The organism is Stenotrophomonas sp. SAU14A_NAIMI4_8, assembly GCF_003086695.1.
Lineage (GTDB): Bacteria > Pseudomonadota > Gammaproteobacteria > Xanthomonadales > Xanthomonadaceae > Stenotrophomonas.
Genome location: NZ_CP025999.1, coordinates 1,524,271 through 1,546,235, shown reverse-complemented (window position 1 = coordinate 1,546,235; position 21,965 = coordinate 1,524,271). Strand labels below are relative to the sequence as shown.

General features: G+C 67.7%; 22 protein-coding genes. 17 read left to right on the top strand and 5 right to left on the bottom strand.

Translation table 11 applies throughout. The features are described 5' to 3' along the window. Positions 1-77: 77 nt before the first annotated feature. The gene (locus tag C1930_RS07120; protein WP_108755811.1) at positions 78-605 is read right to left on the bottom strand and encodes a hypothetical protein; all 528 of its coding nucleotides are present in this window, start codon (positions 603-605) and stop codon (positions 78-80) included. Positions 606-677: 72 nt separating this feature from the next. Here C1930_RS07120 and C1930_RS07115 point away from each other — a divergent pair, with 72 nt between their 5' ends. Then, the gene (locus C1930_RS07115) at positions 678-1,244 is read left to right on the top strand and encodes an N-acetylmuramoyl-L-alanine amidase (RefSeq protein ID WP_108771395.1); all 567 of its coding nucleotides are present in this window, start codon (positions 678-680) and stop codon (positions 1,242-1,244) included. Positions 1,245-1,540: 296 nt separating this feature from the next. Here C1930_RS07115 and C1930_RS07110 read toward each other — a convergent pair whose 3' ends face one another. From C1930_RS07110 to C1930_RS07100, 3 genes are all read right to left on the bottom strand, one after another. Next, positions 1,541-2,443, bottom strand: a complete 903-nt coding sequence (locus C1930_RS07110) for a sulfurtransferase (RefSeq protein ID WP_108755809.1) — start codon at positions 2,441-2,443, stop codon at positions 1,541-1,543. Further along, the gene (locus C1930_RS07105; protein ID WP_108755808.1) at positions 2,440-3,243 is read right to left on the bottom strand and encodes a CoA pyrophosphatase; all 804 of its coding nucleotides are present in this window, start codon (positions 3,241-3,243) and stop codon (positions 2,440-2,442) included. The genes C1930_RS07110 and C1930_RS07105 overlap by 4 nt, the downstream gene beginning before the upstream one ends. 122 nt (positions 3,244-3,365) lie before the next feature. After that, positions 3,366-4,067, bottom strand: a complete 702-nt coding sequence (locus C1930_RS07100) for an FKBP-type peptidyl-prolyl cis-trans isomerase N-terminal domain-containing protein (protein ID WP_108752639.1) — start codon at positions 4,065-4,067, stop codon at positions 3,366-3,368. A 166-nt stretch (positions 4,068-4,233) separates the two neighbouring features. On the opposite strand from C1930_RS07100, the gene C1930_RS07095 reads away from it, so the two are divergent. The 16 genes from C1930_RS07095 (at position 4,234) to rnt (ending at position 18,410) form a co-directional block, all read left to right on the top strand. After that, positions 4,234-5,028 carry an enoyl-CoA hydratase-related protein gene (locus C1930_RS07095; protein WP_199912413.1) on the top strand — a complete coding sequence of 265 codons (795 nt, stop codon included), beginning with the start codon at positions 4,234-4,236 and terminating at the stop codon, positions 5,026-5,028. 4 nt (positions 5,029-5,032) lie between these two features. After that, positions 5,033-5,386 carry a hypothetical protein gene (locus tag C1930_RS07090; protein ID WP_108761642.1) on the top strand — a complete coding sequence of 118 codons (354 nt, stop codon included), beginning with the start codon at positions 5,033-5,035 and terminating at the stop codon, positions 5,384-5,386. Continuing rightward, entirely contained in the window at positions 5,386-6,072 is a 687-nt protein-coding gene (nth, locus tag C1930_RS07085; protein WP_108755805.1) for an endonuclease III, read from the top strand. The genes C1930_RS07090 and nth overlap by 1 nt, the downstream gene beginning before the upstream one ends. A gap of 689 nt (positions 6,073-6,761) precedes the next feature. Next, positions 6,762-7,973 (top strand): OprO/OprP family phosphate-selective porin, encoded by a 1,212-nt coding sequence (locus C1930_RS07080; RefSeq protein ID WP_108755804.1) that lies wholly within the window; start codon positions 6,762-6,764, stop codon positions 7,971-7,973. A 195-nt stretch (positions 7,974-8,168) separates the two neighbouring features. Further along, the gene (gene pstS, locus C1930_RS07075; RefSeq protein ID WP_108771394.1) at positions 8,169-9,188 is read left to right on the top strand and encodes a phosphate ABC transporter substrate-binding protein PstS; all 1,020 of its coding nucleotides are present in this window, start codon (positions 8,169-8,171) and stop codon (positions 9,186-9,188) included. 395 nt (positions 9,189-9,583) lie between these two features. Continuing rightward, positions 9,584-10,672, top strand: a complete 1,089-nt coding sequence (pstS, locus tag C1930_RS07070; protein ID WP_108755803.1) for a phosphate ABC transporter substrate-binding protein PstS — start codon at positions 9,584-9,586, stop codon at positions 10,670-10,672. An 82-nt stretch (positions 10,673-10,754) separates the two neighbouring features. Further along, a complete protein-coding gene (pstC, locus tag C1930_RS07065; RefSeq protein ID WP_108749106.1) occupies positions 10,755-11,723 on the top strand; it encodes a phosphate ABC transporter permease subunit PstC in 969 nt (322 codons plus the stop codon). After that, entirely contained in the window at positions 11,723-12,586 is an 864-nt protein-coding gene (gene pstA, locus C1930_RS07060; RefSeq protein ID WP_108755802.1) for a phosphate ABC transporter permease PstA, read from the top strand. Before pstC ends, pstA begins: the two co-directional genes overlap by 1 nt. Before the next feature lie 19 nt (positions 12,587-12,605). Further along, the gene (gene pstB / locus C1930_RS07055) at positions 12,606-13,436 is read left to right on the top strand and encodes a phosphate ABC transporter ATP-binding protein PstB (protein ID WP_108757682.1); all 831 of its coding nucleotides are present in this window, start codon (positions 12,606-12,608) and stop codon (positions 13,434-13,436) included. Between the two features lie 65 nt (positions 13,437-13,501). Next, on the top strand, positions 13,502-14,209 hold the full coding sequence (gene phoU, locus C1930_RS07050) for a phosphate signaling complex protein PhoU (RefSeq protein WP_108752631.1): 708 nt from the start codon (positions 13,502-13,504) through the stop codon (positions 14,207-14,209). A gap of 478 nt (positions 14,210-14,687) precedes the next feature. Continuing rightward, on the top strand, positions 14,688-15,044 hold the full coding sequence (locus C1930_RS07045; RefSeq protein WP_108761637.1) for a hypothetical protein: 357 nt from the start codon (positions 14,688-14,690) through the stop codon (positions 15,042-15,044). Further along, positions 15,031-15,906 carry a DUF692 domain-containing protein gene (locus C1930_RS07040; protein ID WP_108771393.1) on the top strand — a complete coding sequence of 292 codons (876 nt, stop codon included), beginning with the start codon at positions 15,031-15,033 and terminating at the stop codon, positions 15,904-15,906. Before C1930_RS07045 ends, C1930_RS07040 begins: the two co-directional genes overlap by 14 nt. Beyond that, positions 15,899-16,654, top strand: coding sequence for a putative DNA-binding domain-containing protein (locus C1930_RS07035; RefSeq protein ID WP_108771392.1), 756 nt, complete (start codon positions 15,899-15,901; stop codon positions 16,652-16,654). The genes C1930_RS07040 and C1930_RS07035 overlap by 8 nt, the downstream gene beginning before the upstream one ends. 21 nt (positions 16,655-16,675) lie before the next feature. Continuing rightward, positions 16,676-17,176 carry a DoxX family protein gene (locus C1930_RS07030; protein WP_108771391.1) on the top strand — a complete coding sequence of 167 codons (501 nt, stop codon included), beginning with the start codon at positions 16,676-16,678 and terminating at the stop codon, positions 17,174-17,176. 196 nt (positions 17,177-17,372) lie between these two features. Next, positions 17,373-17,690: an RcnB family protein gene (locus tag C1930_RS07025; RefSeq protein WP_108755798.1), complete on the top strand. Its 318-nt coding sequence runs from the start codon at positions 17,373-17,375 to the stop codon at positions 17,688-17,690. A gap of 135 nt (positions 17,691-17,825) precedes the next feature. Next, the gene (gene rnt, locus C1930_RS07020) at positions 17,826-18,410 is read left to right on the top strand and encodes a ribonuclease T (protein WP_012510544.1); all 585 of its coding nucleotides are present in this window, start codon (positions 17,826-17,828) and stop codon (positions 18,408-18,410) included. A gap of 288 nt (positions 18,411-18,698) precedes the next feature. Here rnt and C1930_RS07015 read toward each other — a convergent pair whose 3' ends face one another. Continuing rightward, on the bottom strand, positions 18,699-21,725 hold the full coding sequence (locus C1930_RS07015) for a ligand-binding sensor domain-containing diguanylate cyclase (RefSeq protein WP_108771390.1): 3,027 nt from the start codon (positions 21,723-21,725) through the stop codon (positions 18,699-18,701). Positions 21,726-21,965: the final 240 nt, after the last annotated feature.

Below are 21,965 nucleotides of genomic sequence, written 5' to 3'. Positions count from 1 at the left end.
CGGCCAGCAGGCCCGCGCCGGGGGCGGCGGGGCTGTCATTGTAGTCAATGCGGGCGGGCGCGCCGTGCGCCCGGGCTTCACAGCTGCCGCAGCAGGCGCTCGAAGGCCTGTGCGGAGGCCTCCACGTGCTGTTCCAGGCGGTGGCCATCGTCCACCAGCAGCAGCTGCGCCGAGCGCGCCTGCGCCCAAGCGATCACCCCGGCGGCCGGCACCACGTCATCGTGCCAGGCCTGGACCACACTGGTCGGCACGGCGGCGGCGTCCAGCGCCGGCATCGGGCCCATGGTGGTGGGCGGCACCATCAGGAACAGGCCGGCCACCGGCACCTGCAGCGAGGCGATGGCGGAGATGTAGGCGCCCAGGCTGGAGCCGGCCAGTACCACCGGCCCCTGCCCGGCGGCCGCGGCGGCCCGTTCCACCAGGCGCTGCAGGCGGGTACGTACGTCGCCCACGCGGCTGACCTCGCTCATGGCGTCCAGGTCGGTGTAGTCGGGGCGCTCGTGGGACCAGCCCAGGCGCTGGGCGACTTCGGCCAGCGCGGTGACCTTGGTCGCCTCCGGGCCGCTCTCGAAGCCGTGGGACAGGATGCAGTGGCCGCGGCTCATGCGCACACGCCCGCGAAGCGGTTCGAGGTCGATCGGGAAGGCAGGTTCATCGTGCAATGCTAGCATCGCCGCATGCCCAACCCGCTCCTGCCCGGCCTGCAGCTGCAGCCGCTGCCCTACCACGACCGCCTGCCCCTGCGTGACCCGGCCAGCCTGCGCATGGTGGTCATCCACTGCACCGAACTGCCGGACCTGGCCATGGCCCGCGAGTATGGTGAGCGCGTGCTGTATGACAGTGGCGCCGGCAACAGCGGCCATTTCTACATCGATCGCGACGGCAGCGTGGTGCAGTACGTGGCGCCCGAACGCATCGCCCACCACGTGCGCGGCATGAACGCGGACACGGTGGGCATCGAACTGGTCAACACCGGGCGTTACCCGGACTGGTTCGACAGCCGTCACCAGGCGATGGACGAGCCGTATACCGAGGCGCAGCTGCAGGCGCTGGAGGCCCTGCTGCAGGCGCTGGTGGCGCGCTATCCGTCGCTGCGGCAGATTGCCGGGCATGACCAGCTGGACCTGGAACAGGTACCGGCCAGCGATGATCCAACGCTGACGGTGGCGCGCAAGCGCGATCCCGGCCCGTTGTTCCCCTGGGCACGGGTGCTGGCGAAGGTGCCGCTGCAACCGGTGGGGTGATCGGCAGGGCTGCGCCCTGCACCTGCCGAGGCAACGGCAACGGCAACGTCAAAAGCGGGCTTTCCGTGGAATGGCGAGGTGGGTCCACCTCGCCTTCGACAGTTTCCCGCGTGCTGTCGGAACGGCACGGGGTCAGATCCCGTTGCTACGCAACGGGCTCTGACCCCTTATTGGGGGTCGAATCGTTTGAAGAATGCGGTTGTAGAGTCGAGCGTTGCTCGACTGCGCTTCACACGGATTCCAACCAATGGGGTCAGAGCCGTTTCCCGCCGGGAAACGGATCCGACCCCGTGCCGTTACGCGCCGGTGGCGACCGGGCGGCTGCTGTCGCTTACCCAGCCGCTCCAGGAATCGGCGTAAAGGCGCGCGCCGCTCAGACCGGCGCTTTCCATCGCCAGCAGCAGGTGGCAGGCGGTCACGCCCGAGCCGCACATCAGCACCACCCGCTGCGGGTCCTGGTTGCCGATCACGCTCTGCAGTTCGGCGCGCAGTTCCTGCGCATCGCGCAGGCGACCGTCGGCCACGTTCAGGGCGAAGGGGCGGTTGACCGCTCCGGGCACATGCCCGGCCACCGGATCCAAGGGCTCCACTTCACCGCGGAAGCGCTCGCCGGCACGGGCGTCCACCAGCCAGCCGGGGGCGTGCTTCAGGCGTGCGGCGATCTCATCAGCGCTGGCCACCTGGGTGCTGTCGAAGCGGCCCGGATAGGGCGGCTGGGCGACGACCTCGCTGCGGCCGGTCACCACCGGCTGGCCGGCTGCAAGCCAGGCCGCCATGCCGCCGTCGAGCACGGCCACGCGGCTGTGCCCGATCAAGCGAAGCAGCCACCACAGGCGCGCGGCGGCCATGCTGCCATCGCTGCCGTCGTACACCACCACCTGGGTTTCGGGGGTGATGCCCCACTGCCCCAGCGTTGCGGCAAAGGCATCGCTGTCCGGCAGTGGGTGGCGGCCGTGGCCGCTGCGGCCCAGGTCGGACAGATCGTGGTTCAGATCGGCGTACACCGCACCGGGAATATGGCCGGCGGCGTACTGCCCTGCCCCGGCCTGCGGGTCGGCCAGCGATGCGCGCGCATCGACCACGCGCACGGCGGTGCTGGCAGTGGCGCGGGCATCGACCACGCGGATGGATTCGCCCAGTGCAGCGGCCAGGCGGGGCACATCGACCAGGGTGGTCCACGTCGTGTCGTTCGGCGTCATGTCACTTGCTCCAGGCGGCGGCGCAGGTTGTAGAGGATGGCGGCCGTGGCGCCCCAGATCCGTTGCCCGGGCCAGCCATATTCCAGCACGTGGCGCACGCGCCCACGATGGTTGATTTCGACCTGGTGCAGGTTGTCCGGCGCCATCAGGTAATCCAGCGGCACTTCGAATACTTCGGCCACTTCGCTGGGCTGTGCCACCGGCACGAAGTCCGGATCGATCACCGCCACCACCGGGGTGACCCGATAACCGGTAATGGTCACGAACGGGTCCAGGTAGCCCAGCGCCTGCACCTGGGTGGGCGCCAGCGCGATCTCTTCCTGGCTTTCGCGCAGCGCAGCTGCCAGTGCGTCGCGGTCATCCGGTTCGGTGCGCCCACCGGGAAAACCGACCTGGCCGCCATGCTGGCGCAGGGTTTCGGTGCGGCGGGTCAGGATCACCTGCGCGCCATTGGCACGCGGCACGATGCCGGCCAGCACGGCCGCCTCCACCGCCGGGCCCGGCGGCAGCAGGTCGATCAGTTCGCTGCGGTTCCAGCCATCGCCCTGCGGCGGCTCGGCCAGCGGGTGCAGCGCACGCAGCAGGCGTTCGTGGTCGGCCAGCGAACCCCGCAGGGAGTGCTGCAGTTGTTCGCGCAGCGGCAGCAGCCGATGCAGCACGTGGTCGCGTTCGGTGTCGCTCATCGACGACCACCGCGCGATTTCATCGAGGGTGCGCCCGCAGCCGGTACAGTGCCGGGCCAGGTCCAGCTTGCACACGCCGATGCAGGGGCTTGCGACAACACGCGACGTTTCTTCCATAGATTGCACCCCTGCAACAGTAGCGCGAATGGCCATGTTTGGGGCGGCGTCGGCCACCGTGTGGCGCACAAATGAAAACGCGCCGGTGGAAGCCACCGGCGCGTTCGGTTCACTACTTCGATTTACTTGACGCTGACCAGCTTCACTTCGAACTGCACCGCCACGTTCGGCGGGAAGCCGGTACGCGGGTCGGCGCCGTACGCCTGGTCCGGCGGCAGGGTGATTTCCCACTTCGAGCCTGCCGGCATCTGCAGCAGGGTCTCGCGCATGGCCTTCATTTCGACTTCGCTGACCTTGATCGACGGAATCTGCTGAGCCGGACGCGCTTCGGTCGGACGCTGGCCGAACGGGTACGGACCGGCCACTTCCAGCTGCACGGTGCTGGCCTGGGTCGGCTTGGCGCCCTTGCCGGCTTCGATCACGCGGTACTGCACACCGCTCGGCAGCGACTGCACGCCCGCCTTGGCCTTGTTGGCCGCAACGAACTGGTCGCTCTTGGTCTTGTTTTCGGCAGCAGCCTTTTCGTACTCGGCCTTGGCAGCCTGGGCACGGCCCTGCTCGCGCTTCTGGAAAGCTTCAACGGCCGGCTTCAGCTGGTCGGCGGTGATCGCCGGCTGCTTCTTGGCGTAGGCGTCCTGCAGACCCTTCACCACCGAGTTGATGTCCAGCTGCTCACCGCGGGCGGTCAGCTCTGCCAGGTTGTTGCCGTAGTCGTAACCGAAGTAGTAGCTCAGCTTGCCCTTTTCGGACGAGACGTCCTGGGCGAAGGCATTGCCCGTCAGGGCCAGGGCCGCGACGGCGACCGCGATAGAACGCAACTTCATCAAACAGTTCTCCAGGGGTGGTAACTCAGGGACGTTCTGCGCCGCCCTGAGGCGACGGGTTAGGATAGCGGCCATAAGGTGGAACCGCCACTGACCACGCAGGCTATGACCTGTCTGCGTTTCAAGAGTTCAATCTCACTTTTTTTTAACGTTTCAGGAGTCTTCCGTGGCCCCAGCCCCCGCCGAGCACCCCGTTACCGTGGCCGACGACGGTGCCGTCCGCACCCTCACCGTGCAGCGCCCGGAGAAGCTCAATGCACTGAACGCGGCCACCCTGCAGGCTTTGGCGCAGGCATTCAGCGCCGCGGCGGCCGAGCCTTCGGTGCGGGTGGTGGTGCTGACCGGGGCCGGCCCCAAGGCCTTCGTGGCCGGGGCCGATATCGCGGAAATGAACACGCTCAGCGCGGTTCAGGGACGTGACTTCTCGCTGTTGGGCCAGCAGCTGATGCGGCAGATCGAGCGCATGCCCAAGCCGGTGGTCGCCCGGGTGAACGGGTTCGCACTGGGCGGCGGGCTGGAACTGGCCATGGCATGCCACCTGCGCATCGCGGCCGATACCGCCAAGGTCGGCCAGCCGGAGATCAATCTGGGGCTGATTCCCGGTTTCGGCGGCAGCCAGCGCCTGCTGCGCCTGTGCGGCCGCGCCGCCACCCTGCAACTGTGCCTGCTGGGCACCCCGATCGATGCCGCCCGTGCGCTGGCGCTGGGCATCGTCAACGAAGTGGTGCCCGCCGATGCGCTGGACGCGCGCGTGCAGGCCGTGGCGCGGCAACTGGCGCAGTCGGCGCCGCTGGCCCTGCGTGGCCTGCTGGACGCGGTACACGTGGGGGGCGAATGCAGCCTGGAATCCGGTCTGGAATACGAGAGCGCGCAGTTCGGCCTGCTGTTCGCCACCGAGGACATGCGCGAAGGCACCAGCGCGTTCCTGCAGCGGCGCCCGCCGGCCTTCCAGAACCGCTGACGCCATGGCATCCCGACCCAACCCCGTGCAGCTGTTTGCCCGGGTCCAGGCAGACGATCTCGATGGTGCGCTGCAGGCAGGCCTGATGGACTACGTGGCCAGCGCAGACGATGCGCGCCTGTTGCCCGACCACCCCGAACTTGCGCAGCGCCTGCTGCACGCCCAGCAGCAGCTGCAGCGCGCCTGGGCCGCACGCGAGCGCTATCGCGACCGTGCCGTGCGCCTGGCCCGCCGCGAAGCCGAGCGCGATGCACGGCGCATGCCGGCACCGGCGCCGGACGTGAAACCCGCCCTGCCCTCCGCCGCGGCTGCCATCCTGGCCCGGGCCAAGGCACGCGCGGCAGGCAAGGAACAGTAATGGCCACGGCGAAGAAGACCCCGCGCGCACCGGCGCGCCGCGGCAGCGTGATGCCGCGCGCCGACGTGGTGGAGATGTTCACCCGTCTGCGCGAACTCAATCCGCACCCGAAGACCGAACTGGAATACAGCACGCCCTTCGAGCTGCTGGTGGCGGTAGCGCTGTCCGCGCAGGCCACCGACGTGGGCGTGAACAAGGCTACCCGCCGCCTGTTCCCGGTCGCCAATACCCCAGCGGCGATCCTGGCACTGGGCGAGGAAGGCCTGAAGAAGTACATCGCCACGATTGGTCTGTTCAACGCCAAGGCGAAGAACGTGATCGCCACCTGCGCGATCCTGCTGGAAAAGCATGGCGGCGAAGTGCCGCGCGATCGCGACGCACTGGAAGCCCTGCCCGGCGTGGGCCGCAAGACCGCCAACGTAGTGCTCAACACCGCGTTCGGCGAGCCGGTGATGGCGGTGGACACGCACATCTTCCGCGTGGCCAACCGCACCGGGCTGGCCCCGGGCAAGAACGTGCGCGAAGTCGAGGACCGGCTGGTGAAGGCCATTCCGGCCGAGTTCCTGCTGGATGCGCACCACTGGCTGATCCTGCACGGGCGCTATGTGTGCAAGGCACGCAAACCGGATTGCCCGGGCTGCGTGATTGCCGATCTGTGCCGGTTCAAGGAAAAAACCCCCGCGTAGGCGGGCGTGCCAGGGTCGGATCCCTTTCGCAGAAAGGGCTCTGACCCGCCAGCGAAAAGCATCCACGCGTGGCGTGGATCTACTGCAATCGGGGCGCGCCCCGGGTCGGATCCCTTTCGCAGAAAGGGCTCTGACCCGCCGCGCAGAAGCATCCACGCGTGGCGTGGATCTACGGCAATCGGGGCACACCCTGGGTCGGATCCCTTTCGCAGAAAGGGCGCTGACCCGCCGACGAAAAGCATCCACGCGTGGCGTGGATCTACGGCAATCGGGGCACACCCCGGGTCGGATCCCTTTCGCAGAAAGGGCTCTGACCCGCCGCCGAAAAGCATCCACGCATGGCGCGGATCTACTGCAATCGGGGCACACCCTGGGTCGGATCCCTTTCGCAGAAAGGGCGCTGACCCGCCGACGAAAAGCATCCACGCGTGGCGTGGATCTACGGCAATCGGGGCACACCCTGGGTCGGATCCCTTTCGCAGAAAGGGCTCTGACCCGCCACCGAAAAGCATCCACGCGTGGCGTGGATCTACTGCAATCGGGGCGCAACCGCAGCGTCACACGCAACCGTTTACATCGGCAGGCCCTGCCGTGGCGGGGCGTGTACTTGTGCGTGAACTGTCACATTTACGCAATCTTCACCTTCTAGCCTGCGCGCATCTTCCCACCTGCCTGCAAGGCTCCTTCCCATGAAACTGCATCACCAACTCCTGACGGTGGCCGTGGCTGCTGCGCTGTATGTGCCGGCTGCCCACGCTGAAGTCGCCATCGATGTGATCGGCGGTTCGGAAATCACCTTCGAAGGCCTGGTCCAGGCCGACGGCAACTGGTTCGACAATGACGTCGTGGACCTCAACGGCGGTGACGCCGGCAACGGCAAGGACAGCGAATTCGAACTGCGCCGCGCCGAGCTGGTGCTGAAGGGCAAGGGCCCGGGCAACGTGGAATGGGTAGTCGGCTACGACGCCAAGGCCGACAAGTTCCTGGACACCAACGTGAAGTACAAGCTGGCCGGCAACAGCAGCCACTTCCTGCAGCTGGGCCAGTTCAAGCAGCCCAACAGCCTGGAAGAACTGTCCAGCACCAAGAACAACGACTTCATTTCCAAGGCCGCAGTGACCAACACCTACGCCGTCGCCCGTCGCCTGGGTGGCGCGTACAGCTACGGCCAGGACAACTGGTCGGTCACCGCCAGCGCCTTCGGCCGCGAACTGACCCGCAACCTGGCCCACGGCAGCGGCTACGGCGCACGCGGTACCTGGGCGCCGATCAACGACAAGGGCCAGGTGCTGCACTTCGGCCTGAGCTATGTGGACTACGACGCCGACGCCGACACCCTGCGCGTGCGTGCCCGTCCCAACGCCGACCTGGCCACCGCGCGCCTGGTCGACAGCGGCAACATGACCGACACCGACCGCGTCAGCACCGTCGGCGCCGAAGCCATGTACTTCCAGGGCCCGTTCAAGGCCCAGGCCGAGTACTACAGCAGCAAGGCCAAGCGCTATGACCACGACAACTACACCAGCGACGGCTACTACGTCAGCGGCGTGTGGAACGTGACCGGCGAAACCTGGAGCTACAAGGGCGGCACCCCGGGCACCGGCCTGCCGGACAACCCGGCCAGCGGCCAGTGGCAGCTGGGCGTGCGCTACGACCACATGGATCTGAACGACGGCAACCTGAGTGCCAACCCGGTGGCCGGCCGTCCGCCGATCGTCGATGGCGTGCTGGGCGGCAAGATGGACATCTGGACCGTCGGCGCCAACTGGTACTGGCGTTCGAACTTCAAGCTGATGCTGAACTACGTGATGGTGGACAGCAAGAAGTACAGCTCCAGCGCCCGCGGCTTCGTCAATGACGATCCGAACATCCTGGAAGCCCGCGCCCAGTTCTTCTGGTAAGCGGCGAGCGCCGCGGCGCCCGCGCTGCGCGTACCCAAGGCACGGCTTCGGCCGTGCCTTTTTTTGTTGCGGCCACCGCCACCCACGCTGTCATGGATGCGTCATGTGACAGACGCCGGGGTGTCACGCAACCGTTATGGAATGTGCACCGAAACGTCGGGCAGCCGCCCTTCGACCACCCCAGGAGTCTCTCCCGTGATCCACGCCTTCAAGTCGCGCGCCGCTGTCGCCATCCTGGCCGCATCGTCCGTGTTTGCCGCCAATGCCGCCGATGTGACCGGCGCGGGCGCATCGTTCATCTACCCGGTCATGTCCAAGTGGTCGGCCGACTACAGCGCCGCCACCGGCAAGAAGGTGAACTACCAGTCGATCGGTTCGGGCGGCGGCATTGCCCAGATCAAGGCGGCCACCGTGGACTTCGGCTCGTCCGATGCCCCGCTGAAGCCGGAAGAACTGGCGGCCGCCGGCCTGGCCCAGTTCCCGTCGGTGATCGGCGGCGTGGTGCCGGTGATCAACGTGGCCGGTGTTGCCCCGGGCGCGCTGAAGCTGGACGGCCCGACCCTGGCCAACATCTTCCTGGGCAAGATCAAGACCTGGAACGACCCGGCCATCGCTGCCCTGAACAGCGGCCTGACCCTGCCCAACGCCAAGATCACCATCGTCCACCGTTCGGACGGCTCGGGCACCACCTTCAACTTCGTCAACTACCTGTCCAAGGTCAGCCCGGAGTGGAAGAGCAAGGTTGGTGAAGGCACCTCGGTGCAGTGGCCGGCCGGCATCGGCGGCAAGGGCAACGAAGGCGTGGCCGCCTACGTGAAGCAGATCAAGGGCGGCATCGGCTACGTCGAACTGTCCTATGCGCTGCAGAACAAGATGTCCTACGCGGCGATGAAGAACGCCGCCGGCAAGATCGTGCAGCCGTCCGACGCCTCGTTCTCGGCCGCTGCCGCCAGCGCCGACTGGGCCAGCGCCAAGGACTTCTACCTGGTCATGACCAACGCCCCGGGCGCCGAAGCGTGGCCGATCACCGCCACCAACTTCATCCTGGTGCGCAAGCAGCCGAAGAACGTGGCCGGCGCCAAGGCCACCCAGGAATTCTTCCGCTGGGTCTACAAGAACGGTGATGCACAGGCCAAGCAGCTGGACTACGTGCCGCTGCCGGGCACCCTGGTCAAGCAGATCGAAACCTACTGGACCCAGAACCTGAAGTACTGAGTGGCGTAGCAAGGCGTTCCCCCGCAGGAACGGGGGCCGGCGGGTCCTCTCTCCCCCGCCGGCCCCAACGGGCGCTGGACCTTCGGGTCCGGCGCCTTTCTGTTTGTGGGCCCGGGTGGGTAGAGTCGAGCTTGCTCGACTGGCATGGATGTTCAGTCGAGCAAGCTCGACTCTACGAAGGCGAAAGGCAGTCGAGCAAGCTCGACTCTACGAAGGCTGCGCCCGCGCAATATGCGGGCCGCGGGCCCTCCCGCGGCGGTCGCGCACCCCGTGTAAGCCCCGTCAGAACGTGATGTCCGACACCTCTGTCATGGACGTCATACGGCTGTAACAAAAACATCATTTCATAGCCGCATCCGCCGACGGTGTCGGCTCTACCCCGCTATGGAGTGACCATGAAACTGCACTCGGCCGGCCTCGCCGCCCTTTCCCTGGCCATCGCCCTGGGCCTGTCGGCCTGCGGTGGCGACAAGCAGGCCGCGCAGCAGCCGGCCGCCGACAGCGCCGCCGCCCCGGCCGCCGCCGGCGACAAGGTGACCGCTGAAGTGTCCGGCGCCGGCGCCTCGTTCATCTTCCCGCTGGTGTCCAAGTGGTCGGCTGACTACAACACCGCCACCGGCGCCAAGATCAACTACCAGTCCATCGGTTCGGGTGGCGGCATCGCCCAGATCAAGGCCGGTACCGTCGACTTCGGTTCGTCGGACAAGCCGCTGGCCAGCGACGAACTGGCCCAGGCCGGCCTGGCCCAGTTCCCGTCGGCCATCGGCGGCGTGGTGCCGGTGGTGAACATCGAAGGCCTGGAAGCCGGCAAGCTGCGCCTGACCGGCGCCCTGCTGGCCGACATCTTCCTGGGCAAGGTGAAGACCTGGAACGACCCGGCCATCGCCGCCGCCAACCCGGGCGTGACCCTGCCGGACGGCAAGATCACCTTGGTCCACCGTTCGGATGGTTCGGGCACCACCTTCAACTTCTCCAACTACCTGTCCAAGGTCAGCCCGGAGTGGAAGACCAAGGTCGGCGAAGGCACCTCGGTGCAGTGGCCGGACGGCGTGGGTGGCAAGGGCAACGAAGGCGTGGCCTCGTACGTGAAGCAGATCAAGGGTTCGATCGGCTACGTCGAACTGGCCTACGCGCTGCAGAACGCCATGCCCTACACCGCCCTGCAGAACGCAGCCGGCACCTGGGTGCAGCCGAACGCTGAAACCTTCGCCGCGGCTGCCGCCAGCGCCGACTGGGCCAGCGCGAAGGACTTCAACCTGGTCATCACCAATGCGCCGGGTGAGCAGGCGTGGCCGATCACCGCCACCAACTTCATGCTGATGCAGAAGCAGCCCAAGGATGCCAAGCGCAACCAGGACGCCCTGGCGTTCTTCAAGTGGGCCTTCGAGAACGGCCAGGCCCAGGCCAACGAGCTGCACTACGTGCCGCTGCCGGCCGAGCTGGTCAAGCAGATCGAGGCCTACTGGGGCACCGAGCTGAAGTGATGGACCCGACGGTGCCCGCCGCGTGCGGGCACCGTCTCTACCACGCCGTGCCGCCCCGCCCTTTCTTGGCCCTGCCGTCCCCATGAATGCCATCGCCCAGCCTGTAGCCGCCCCGTCCACGCGTGACACGCGTGATGCCCGCAACGACAAACTGTTCCGATGGGTGCTGGTCGGCACCGTCATCTTCGTCCTGATCGCCCTGGCCTGCGCCGCGCTGTCGATGCTGTGGGGTGGTCGCCACGCCCTGCAGATGCAGGGCCTGAGCTTCTTCTTCTCTTCCGACTGGAACCCGGTCGAAAACAAGTTCGGTGCGCTGGCCCCGATCTACGGCACCCTGGTCACCGCGCTCATCGCGATGGTCATCGCCGTACCGGTCAGCTTCGGCATCGCCTTCTTCCTCACCGAGGTCGCCCCGCGCTGGCTTCGCGGCCCGGTCGGCACCGCCATCGAACTGCTGGCGGGCATTCCCTCGATCATCTACGGCATGTGGGGCCTGTTCGTGCTGGTGCCGGTGATGACCGAGTACGTGACCCCGTTCCTCAATGAAACCCTGGGCGAGTGGCCGATCATCGGCCCGGTGTTCCAGGGCCCGCCGCTGGGCATCGGCATGCTCACCGCCGGGTTCGTGCTGGCGATCATGGTCATTCCCTTCATCTCGTCGGTGATGCGCGAAGTGTTCCTGACCGTGCCCACCCGCCTGAAGGAGTCGGCCTATGCGCTGGGTTCCACCAAGTGGGAAGTGAGCTGGGACATCGTGCTGCCCTACACCCGCTCGGCGGTGATCGGTGGCATCTTCCTGGGCCTGGGCCGTGCGCTGGGCGAAACCATGGCCGTGGCCTTCGTGATCGGCAACAGCGTGCGCCTGTCGCCGTCGCTGCTGGAACCGGGCACCACCATCGCCGCGCTGATCGCCAATGACTTCGGCGAAGCCACTGAAACCTACCGCTCGGCGCTGCTGCTGCTCGGCTTCGTCCTGTTCATCGTCACCTTCGTGGTGCTGGCCATCGCCCGCCTGATGCTGATGCGCCTGTCCCGCAAGGAGGGCAACTGATGTCCACCACCGCTGATTCGCTGTACCTGCGCCGCCGCGTCGGCAACGTCGTTGCCATCGCGCTGTCCTGCGCCACTGCGCTGTTCGGCCTGTTCTTCCTGGGCTGGATCCTGTTCACCCTGGCCGCCAAGGGCCTGGCCGGCATCAACTGGGATCTGTTCACCAAGATGACCCCGCCGCCCATGCAGGAAGGCGGCCTGGCCAATGCCTTCTTCGGCAGCGCGGTGATGTGTGCGCTGGCGATCGGCATCGGCACCCCGCTGGGCGTGCTGGCCGGCACCTGGCTGGCCGAGTACGGCAACGCCCGCAAGGCCGGCACCGTGGTCCGCTTCGTCAACGACATCCTGCTGTCGGCACCGTCCATCGTGCTGGGCCTGTTCGTCTACACCCTGTACGTGATGCAGACCGGCGGCAGCTTCTCCGCCTTCGCAGGTGCGCTGTCGCTGGCCTTCATCGTGCTGCCGGTGGTGGTGCGCACCACCGACGAAATGCTGCGCCTGGTGCCTTCGCAGATGCGTGAAGCGGCCCTGTCGCTGGGCATCCCGCAGTGGAAGGTGATCGTGCAGGTGCTGTACCGCAGTGCATCGGCCGGCATCATCACCGGCATCCTGCTGGCCCTGGCCCGCATTTCCGGTGAAACCGCGCCGCTGCTGTTCACCGCCTTCGGCAACCAGTACTGGAACAGCAACGTGTTCCAGCCGATGGCCTCGGTGCCGGTGGTGATGAACCAGTTCGCCGGCAGCCCGTATGAATCCTGGCAGGTGCTGGCCTGGGCCGGCGCCCTGGTGCTGACTGTCTTCGTGTTGCTGGTCAGCCTTGCCGCCCGCGGCATCCTGCTGCGCAACCGTATCTCCCATGACTGACCTTTCCGTGGATACCGCCATGAACGACCTTTCCAACGCCGTGCCGATGCAGCGCATCGCCGTGCCGTCCTCGCACGAGAGCCTGCACACGCCGGCTCCGGTCAAGCTTGCCGCGCGCGGACTGGACTTCTACTACGACAAGTTCCATGCCCTGAAGGGCATCAACCTGGAAATTCCGGAAAAGCGCGTGACCGCGCTGATCGGCCCCTCCGGCTGCGGCAAATCGACCCTGCTGCGCATCTTCAACCGCATCTACGCGCTGTACCCGAAGCTGGAAGCGCGCGGTGAAGTGCTGCTGGACGGCGAGAACATCCTGTCGCCGAAGTACCCGATGAACCGCCTGCGCAGCAAGGTCGGCATGGTGTTCCAGAAGCCGGTGCCGTTCCCGATGACCATCTTCGAGAACGTGGCCTACGGCATCCGCCACCACGAAAAGCTGAGCAAGGCCGACATGGCCGACCGCGTCGAACAGGCCCTGCGCCAGGGCGCGCTGTGGGACGAAGTGAAGGACAAGCTGAACCAGAGCGCGTTGGGCCTGTCCGGCGGCCAGCAGCAGCGTCTGTGCATCGCCCGTGCCGTGGCCCTGCGCCCGTCGGTGCTGCTGCTGGACGAACCGACCTCGGCGCTGGACCCGATCTCCACCAGCCGCATCGAACAGCTGGTGGAAGAACTCAAGCACGAGTACACCATCGTCATCGTCACCCACAACATGCAGCAGGCCGCGCGTGTGTCCGACTACACCGCCTTCATGTACCTGGGCGACCTGATCGAACACGACCGCACCGAAGTGATCTTCTCGCAGCCGTCGCAGCGGCAGACCGAGGACTACATCACCGGTCGTTTTGGCTGATCGACGCCGCTCCTTCGCCATATGTCCCAGCCAGGCATGGCCTGGCTCTACCCGGATTGCAGACCATGAATCTTCCCAACGACCATATCGTCAAGAGCTACGACGAAGAGCAGCAGCGCCTGGTGGCCGAAATCGTGCGCATGGGCGAGATGGCCGTCGCCCAGCTCGAAGCGTCGATGGACGTGATCGAGAAGCGCGATGAGAACGCCGCCCATCGCATCATCGCCAACGATGAAGCCATCGATGCACTGGAACAGCAGATCAGCCACGACGTGATGCGCCTGGCCCTGCGTGGCCCGATGGCCCGCGACCTGCGCGAGATCCTGGCCGGCCTGCGCATTCCGGCCGACATCGAGCGCATTGGCGACTACGCCGCCAACGTGGCCAAGCGTTCCATCGCGCTGGGCAAGGTGCCGCCGCTGCCGCAGATCCAGGGCCTGCGTGCGCTGGGCCGCCTGGCCGCGCAGCAGGTGCGCCGCGCCATCGCCGCCTACCGCGACAACGATGCCGACGCTGCGCTGGAACTGCGCCAGGACGACGCCCGCCTGGACGCGCAGTACACCGCGCTGTTCCGCGAGCTGCTGACCTACATGATGGAAGACCCGCGCAACATCACCCCGTGCACCCACCTGCTGTTCATGGCCAAGAATCTGGAGCGCGTGGGCGACCACGCCACCAACATCGCCGAGAACGTGTGGTTCCTGGTGCATGGCGAACAGCCGCTGCCGCCGCGTGAAAAGCGCGACGAGACTTCCAGCACCGACGCAATCTGATCCCGCAGTGCAACACTGAAGTGGGGTCCAAGGCGCCGCTGTCGATGTGACAGCGGCTTTTTTTTGCGGGTTTCCCGGCGGCCCATCCACGCATGGCGTGGATCTACTGCCGCACGCGCCATGCGTGGATGCCCCGTGCCCCACCCCGCCATGCGTGGATGCCCCGCGCCTCACCGCCCGGTAGATCCACGCCATGCGTGGATGCCCCGCGCCCCACCCGCCCGGTAGATCCACGCCATGCGTGGATGCCCCGCGCCCCACCACGCCATGCGTGGATGGCCCGTGCCCCACCCCGCCATGCGTGGATGAGGGGTCAGCACCCTTTCCTGCGGAAAGGGATCCGACCCCGACCTCGCGCGCGAGTGGATCCACGCCACTCCTCACGAAAATTTTAGCTTTCGGCGAAGATTCCTTGAGTAGGATCGCTGCACCATCGTTTCACCCCGGGCAGCCGCCCACCACCCAAGGAGTACGACCGATGAGCAGTTCCAACAAGACCCTGTCCCTGCTGACCGCCACTGCCCTGGCCGCAGGCCTGGGCGTGACTGCCAGTGCTTCGGCCCTGAGCATGACCGACCTTGCCCAGGGCTATCTGGTGGCCGGCCAGGCGGCCAAGTCCGGCGATGCCAAGGCCACCGACGCCAAGGCCGCCGATGCCGCCAAGCACGCCGAAGGCAAGTGCGGCGCGGACGGCAAGAGCGCCGAAGGCAAGTGCGGGGGTGACAAGGGCAAGGCCGCTGCCGGTACCGCCGCCGACAGCAAGGCCAAGACCGAGGCCGGCAAGAAGGCCGCCGAAGGCAAGTGCGGCGAAGGCAAGTGCGGTGGCAAGCACTGACGCTGCGGCCAGCGTCGTCCACCCACGGTTGCCGCTGCCCGCGGCAGCCGTCGGGTTGGGCCTGCGGCGGGCGCTGCTGCAGGACCTGCGCGATGCCCCGGCCGGCGATTTCGATTTCCTGGAGTGCGCGCCGGAAAACTGGATCAACGTGGGCGGCCCTGCCGGCGAGGCGTTGGATGAACTGGCCCAGCGCCATCCACTGAGCTGCCACGGCCTGTCGTTGTCGCTGGGTGGCAGTGCTGCGCTGGACACCCAGCTGCTGCAGCTGGTCGGCCGTTTCCTCGATCGCCACCGCGTGCCGCTGTACAGCGAGCACCTGAGCTACTGCAGCGACGAAGGCCAGTTGTACGACCTGCTGCCGATTCCCTTCACCGATGAAGCCGTGCGCCATACCGCCGCCCGCATTGCCCGCGTGCAGGACATCCTGGGCCGCCGCATTGCGGTGGAAAACGTGTCCTATTACCTGGCCCCGCAGCCGGCGATGGATGAGCTGGCCTTCACCAACGCCGTGCTGGCCGAGGCCGACTGCGACCTGCTGCTGGACGTCAACAACGTGTACGTCAATGCCTGCAACCATGGCTACGATGCCGACGCGTTCATCGCAGGCCTGCCGGCGCAGCGCATCGTCTGCCTGCACGTGGCCGGCCACCTGGACGAGGCCCCGGACCTGAAGATCGATACCCACGGCAGCGCGGTGATCGACCCGGTGTGGGCGCTGCTGGAACGCAGCTATGCCCGCTTCGGCCCGCGCCCCACCCTGCTCGAGCGCGACTTCAACTTCCCGCCCTATGCCGAACTGCAGGGCGAACTGCACACCATCCGCCGCCTCCAGGCGGGTGCCAGCGAGGCCGCCAATGGCTGACGCTCCCACCATCCTGCGCGCGCAACAGCATGCCTTCACAGCGCACCTGCGCGACCCGCAGCACGTACCCGCGCCCGCCGACCTGGATCCGCGACGGGTAGCGGTGTACCAGCGGCTGCTGTTCAACAACCTGCTGGGCCTGCTCGGCAATGGCTTCCCGGTCTGCGTGCGCCTGCTCGGGGAACCGGCCTGGGCCGACCTGGTACGGCACTACTTCGCGCACCATCACGCGCGCACGCCGCTGTTCACCGCGGTGGCGGCCGAGTTCGTGCAATGGTTGCAGGCGCAGCCGCAGCTGCCCCACCCCGCGCTGGCCGAGCTGGCGCACTACGAATGGGTGGAAACCGAGCTTTACCAGCGCGCAGCCGACCCGCTGCCTCCGGCCAGCGGCATTGACCCGATGCAGGTGCCGCTGCGCTGTTCGGCGCTGGCCTGGCCGCTGCTGTACGCCTGGCCGGTGCACCGGCTGAGTAGCGATGATGCCCCTGCCGAAGTGCCCGCCGAACCTACCGGGCTGCTGGTCCGCCGCGATGCCGACGGCGTGGTGCGCTTTGCCCAGCTCAGTCCGTTGGCCGCGCACCTGCTGATGCGGATCGCCGAGGCGCCAGGCGCGACCGGCCAGCAGCACCTGCAGCAGCTGGCCGGCCTGCACCAGCTCGACGCCGGTGCATTGATCGAACCTGGCACCCACCTGCTGCAGCAGTTCCTGCAGGCCGGCGTGATCGGCCCGTTGCCCACCGTGGCCTGACCCGCCCAAGGAGATTCCCCGATGAAGACCTCGCCCCTGGCCGCCCTGCGCGGCCAGCTGGACCGCTGCGGCCCGTGGTTGGCCCCGCTGGGCCTGCGCCTGCTGCTGGCCTGGGAGTATTTCGAATCCGGCCGCGAAAAGCTGCAGGGCCAGAACTGGTTCGCCGAACTGCAGCACGCTTTTCCGTTTCCGTTCGACCAGCTGCCGGCCAGCGTGAACTGGCAGCTGGCGACCTGGTTTGAACTGGTCGGCGCGGCCTGCCTGCTGCTCGGCCTTGGCACCCGCTTCGCGGCGGCCAGCCTGCTGGTGCTGACCGCGGTTGCCACCTACGCCGTGCACTGGCCCATGCACTGGGATTCGCTGGCAGACCTGGCGATGGGCTATGCGATCAGCGACCAGGGCTTTGGCAACTTCAAACTGCCGGTGCTGTTCATGGCCATGCTGCTGCCGCTGCTGTTCAGCGGTGCGGGACAATTGAGCCTGGATGCGTGGATGGCACGCTGGGGCGCTGCAGATCGGTAGGTGCCAACCTTGGTTGGCACGCGGTTGGCCAACCAAGGTTGGCACCTACCGGAATCCGGGTCGGCCAGGTCGCACACGTTACACGCCGATACGCACCGAAACCGCAGAAACGGCCGATTTAATCGCCTATTCATGAAAAAAATCCGATGCTGGATCCGTGGCCTCGACGACCACGTCCTTCCCCCGGAGTTGCCCCATGAAGCGCCTGATTGCCGCCACCCTTTCGCTGACCCTGCTGGCCACCGCCATCTCGCCCGCCATGGCCGCCCCCTACGGCGCCGGTGGCCGCGACGACCACCATGGCCACAAGGATCACCACGACGACCGTCGCGATCCGCCGCGTCGCGGCCACAAGCTCGCCCACGACCATCGCGGTGAATACGTGCGCGATTACCGCCACCATGGCCTGCGTGCCCCGGCCCGCGGCCAGGAATGGCGCAAGGTGGACGGCCGCTACGTGCTGATTGCCGTGGCCACCGGCGTCATCGCCGACGTCGTGCTGGCACGTCGCTGACCTGTCTGCAGCGCGCCGGTCACGCACTGCGTGGCCGGGCGCTCAGGGTCGCTCTGCTAGAATCCGCGCATGAATGACCCCACCCCCGCACCTGACGCCGCACCCGTTTCCGTAGCACCGCCGGCGCAGCGCGCGATGTCGCAACGCTTCCGCGGCTTCCTGCCGGTGGTGGTGGACGTGGAAACCGGCGGCTTCGACAGCCAGCGCAATGCGCTGCTGGAAATCGCCGCGGTGCCGATCGAGATGGACGAGAACGGCCTGCTCTACCCCGGCCAGACCGCCAGCGCGCACGTGGTTCCCGCCGAAGGCCTGGAGATCGATCCGAAGTCGCTGGAAGTGACCGGCATCATCCTGGACCACCCGTTCCGCCTGGCCAAGGAAGAAAAGGCCGCGCTGGACCACATCTTCACCCCGGTGCGCGCAGCGATGAAGAAGTACGGTTGCCAGCGCGCGATCTTGGTCGGGCATAACGCCCATTTCGACCTCGGCTTCGTCAACGCGGCGGTGGCCCGCACCGGCCACAAGCGCAATCCTTTCCACCCCTTCAGCGTGTTCGACACCGTCACCTTGGCCGGCATCGCCTACGGGCAGACCGTGCTGGCACGCGCTGCCAATGCCGCCGGGCTGGGCTGGGACGCCAACGAAGCGCACAGCGCGGTGTACGACACCGAACAGACCGCACGGCTGTTCTGCACCATCGCCAACGCCTGGCCGCGATAAACAGCCAACGGCGGCGCCCCTCGCGGCGCGCGCGGCAGCGCTTGGGCTGGGCCGGGCGGGTGGACTGCGCAGGGGACGCTGCAAGTACGTCCCTGTAAGCTCGGTCGCCGCATCCATGCGGCTCACGCCCCTGCGCAGCCCACCCGCCCGGCCACGGACAGTTTCCTGTGCCCGCCACGGAAACATCAGAAAAACAAAGTGCAGTAGATCCACGCCATGCGTGGATGAATGCATCGGTCGTGCGGACCAACGGTCCGCACCCACCGCCCACCGGGCTGTGGATGGGCATCAACCGATGCTGGTGCGGTCGCGGCCGTCGCTCTTGGCGCGGTACAGCGCGCGGTCGGCGCGCTGGTACAGCAGGGCCGGCGTGCGGTCGTCCGCCGCCAGTTCCACCAGGCCGGCACTGAAGGTCACCCGCAGCGCGGGCACGCCTGCCCAGTCGGCATGGTCGTGGAACAGGCCGCGCAGGCGCGCGCACAGCTGCGCGGCTTCTTCCAGCCGGGTGTCGTTGAGCAGCAGCGCGAACTCTTCGCCACCGGTACGCGCCGGCAGGTCGGAATCGCGGCTGGCCGCGGCGATCAACTGCGCCACTTCCACCAGCACGGCATCACCGATGCTGTGGCTGTAGGTGTCATTCACGTCCTTGAAGTGGTCGATGTCCAGCACCACCAGGCACATCGGGTGGCCGCTGCGCTGGGCACGTGCGAAGTCGCGCGCGAGCGTTTCATCGAAACCACGGCGGTTGGCCAGGCCGGTCAGCGCATCCTCGCGCGCCTGCCGTTCGAATGCTTCGGCCTGCCGCGCCAGGCGCTCGGCCAGCTCGGTCTTTTCCTGGTTCAGCGCCTGCAGGTGCACGGTCTGTGCCTGCAGATCGAAGGTGGCCTCATCCACGCGCTGGGCCAGCCGCAGGTTGCTGGTGCGGTAGCGCTGCAGCAGGAACCGGTACAGGGCCACCAGCCCGGCAATCAGCAACAGGGCGATCAGCGCCTGCACGCTGTGCCGCTGCCACCAGAACGGCTGCACGCTGAAGCTCCAGACCGCTTCCTGCTGGCCCCAGGCGCCGCCGGGATGCGCGGCCGATACATGCAGGGTGTAATCGCCCGGCGGCAGGCCGATGAATTCCACGCTGCGCTGGGCACCGCGTTCCACCCAGCCATGGTCCAGCCCTTCCAGCCGCGTGCGGTAGCGGATGCGGTCGGACATCAGGTAGCTCAGGCCAACGAAGCTGACCGCCAGCCGGCGCCCGCCCGGAATGGAATTGTGGTCGGTGCCTTCCCAGTGCACCGGCACGCCATCCACCTGCACGCTTTCGATGGCGGCAGGCGGCGCCGGGCGCTCGCGGAAGCGCTGCAGGCGTTGCGGGTCGACCGTGCTCAGGCCGCCGGCGGTCACCACCCAGAAGGTGCCGTCCTGGCGCAGGATCGCCGACGGACCGGAACTACCATTGGCCTGCGCGTTGGCCATGCCATCGATCTCGTTGTAACGCTCCACCGACACCCGCGGTGCGCGCCCATCGGCCACCGCGTTGAGGGTGGCCATGTCGGTCCGCAGCACGCCGCGGTTGCTGCTTACCCAGACATTGCCCAGGCGGTCGGGCACCAGCTGGAACACCGTATCCACCGGCATGCCCTGTTCCAGCCCCACGCGCGACAGGCGCCCGCCCTGCCAGCGGTACAGGCCACGGTCGCTGCTGATCCACATGGCTTCGCCGATCTGGCGGAAGCCGAACACACTGCGGCCGCCGCCCAGCGCGGTCAGGTCGATGCGCTGCACCTTGCCGCCGCGCAGTACATGGATGCCTTCGATCGTGCCGATCCACAGGTTGCCCTGGTGGTCGTGCTCCAGCGCCGTGATCAGGCCGCTGGGCATGCCCGGCACGCGTGACACCTGCACATGGCTGCCCTCGATGGAGACCACGCCCTTCTGCGTGCCGGCCCACACCACGCCGTCGGCGCCTACGCTGATCGCGCGGATGTTGCCGCCGGGCATGCCGTCGGCCGCATCGTAGTTGTGCCGCAGCTGGCCCTGCGCATCCAGCCGGTACACGCCGTCGCCGAAGGTCCCCACCCACAGGTCGCCGTCCGGCCCCTGCGCCAGACTCAGCACCGACGGCGCCTTGCCGCCGCGGTTGTGCAGCGGCATGGCACGGAAGTGCCCATCATCGGTCTGCACGTCCAGGCCACTGGCACTGCCCACCCACAGGCAGCGGTCGCGGTCCTCGAACACCGTGCGCACGTAATCGCCGCTCAGGCCATCGCGCTCGGTGTAGCTGCTGAACAACGTTTCGCGCAGCCGGTACAGGCCGCCATTGGCGCCCACCCAGATGCTGCCTTCGGCATCCTCGCGCAGGCTGACCACGCGCCCGCCCGGCAGGTTCAGGCCGGCCGGCAGGCGCTCCATGCCGTGCGCGGAAATGCGCAGCAGCCCCTGGTTCTCGGTGCCCAGCCAGATATCGCCGTGGCGGTCCTGCAGCATGGCGGTCATGTGCAGCTGTCCGGGCAGGCGGTGCACCAGCACCAGGCGGTCATCTTCCACCCGGTACAGGCGCTCACCGGCCACGATCCACAGCGCGCCATCGGGCGCCCGGTACGGCCAGGACAGGCCACTGCCCACGCCCCAGCCCGGCGGCGCGCGCTTCAGGTCGCCGTCGGTGTCGCGCAGCAGCAGGCCGTCCAGGGTGCCGATCCACACCCGGTCCTGGGCGTCCACCACCAGCTTGGTGAAGCTCATCGCCACCGGCAGGCCCGGCGGCGGGGTCTCGAACACCATGCCCCCGTCGGGGGTCAGGTAGCCCAGGCCCTTGCCTTCGTACAGCAGCCACAAGCGGCCCTGGCTGTCCATCTGCATGGCCTGGATCAGCACCTGCGGGCTGTTCGGCCCGTGCTCCCAGACCCGCCAGCGGCCATCACCGGAGCGGTAGCTGACGTTACCGCGCGAATCGCTGATCCACAGGCCGCCCTGCCGATCGACGTAGAGCGCGCCGATGCCATTGTCCGGCAGCCCCGGTCGGGTGCTGCGGTCGAAGACGGTGAAATCCAGCCCGTTGTAGCGCACCAGCCCTTCCCAGGTGGCGAACCACAGGTGCCCTTCCGGGGTCTGCGCGATGTCGCGCAGCGAGTTGTGCGGCAGCCCGTTGCGCGAGGTCCACACGTCGATGGCGTAATCGCGCAGCGGCGGCGCGCCCTCCTGGGCCGCGGCCAGTGGCGGCGCCAGGGCCAGCAGCAGGCACAGCAGCGCCCACCGCAGCAGCGGTGCGATCCAGGTTCCCGGGTGGCGCCCCGCCAGGCGCCTGCCAGCCCCCTTTCCGCCCATTACCGCAGGGGCAAGGGCCAGGTGCGGTTACCCGGGCGGGCAACGGGCAGCAACGGGGTCAGCTGGGCGGCACGGGGCCGCACGCCGGCACGAACGGGCTGGGTCATCGGTCAAGCGCTGGGAAGTTGACGCGAATGATAGGGCAAACACCCCCTTCGGCGTCACCGCAGCCCCGGCGCCGGGGATGGGAGCATAGGGTCAGATCCGTTTTTCCTGCGGAGAACGGCTCTGACCCCGGGC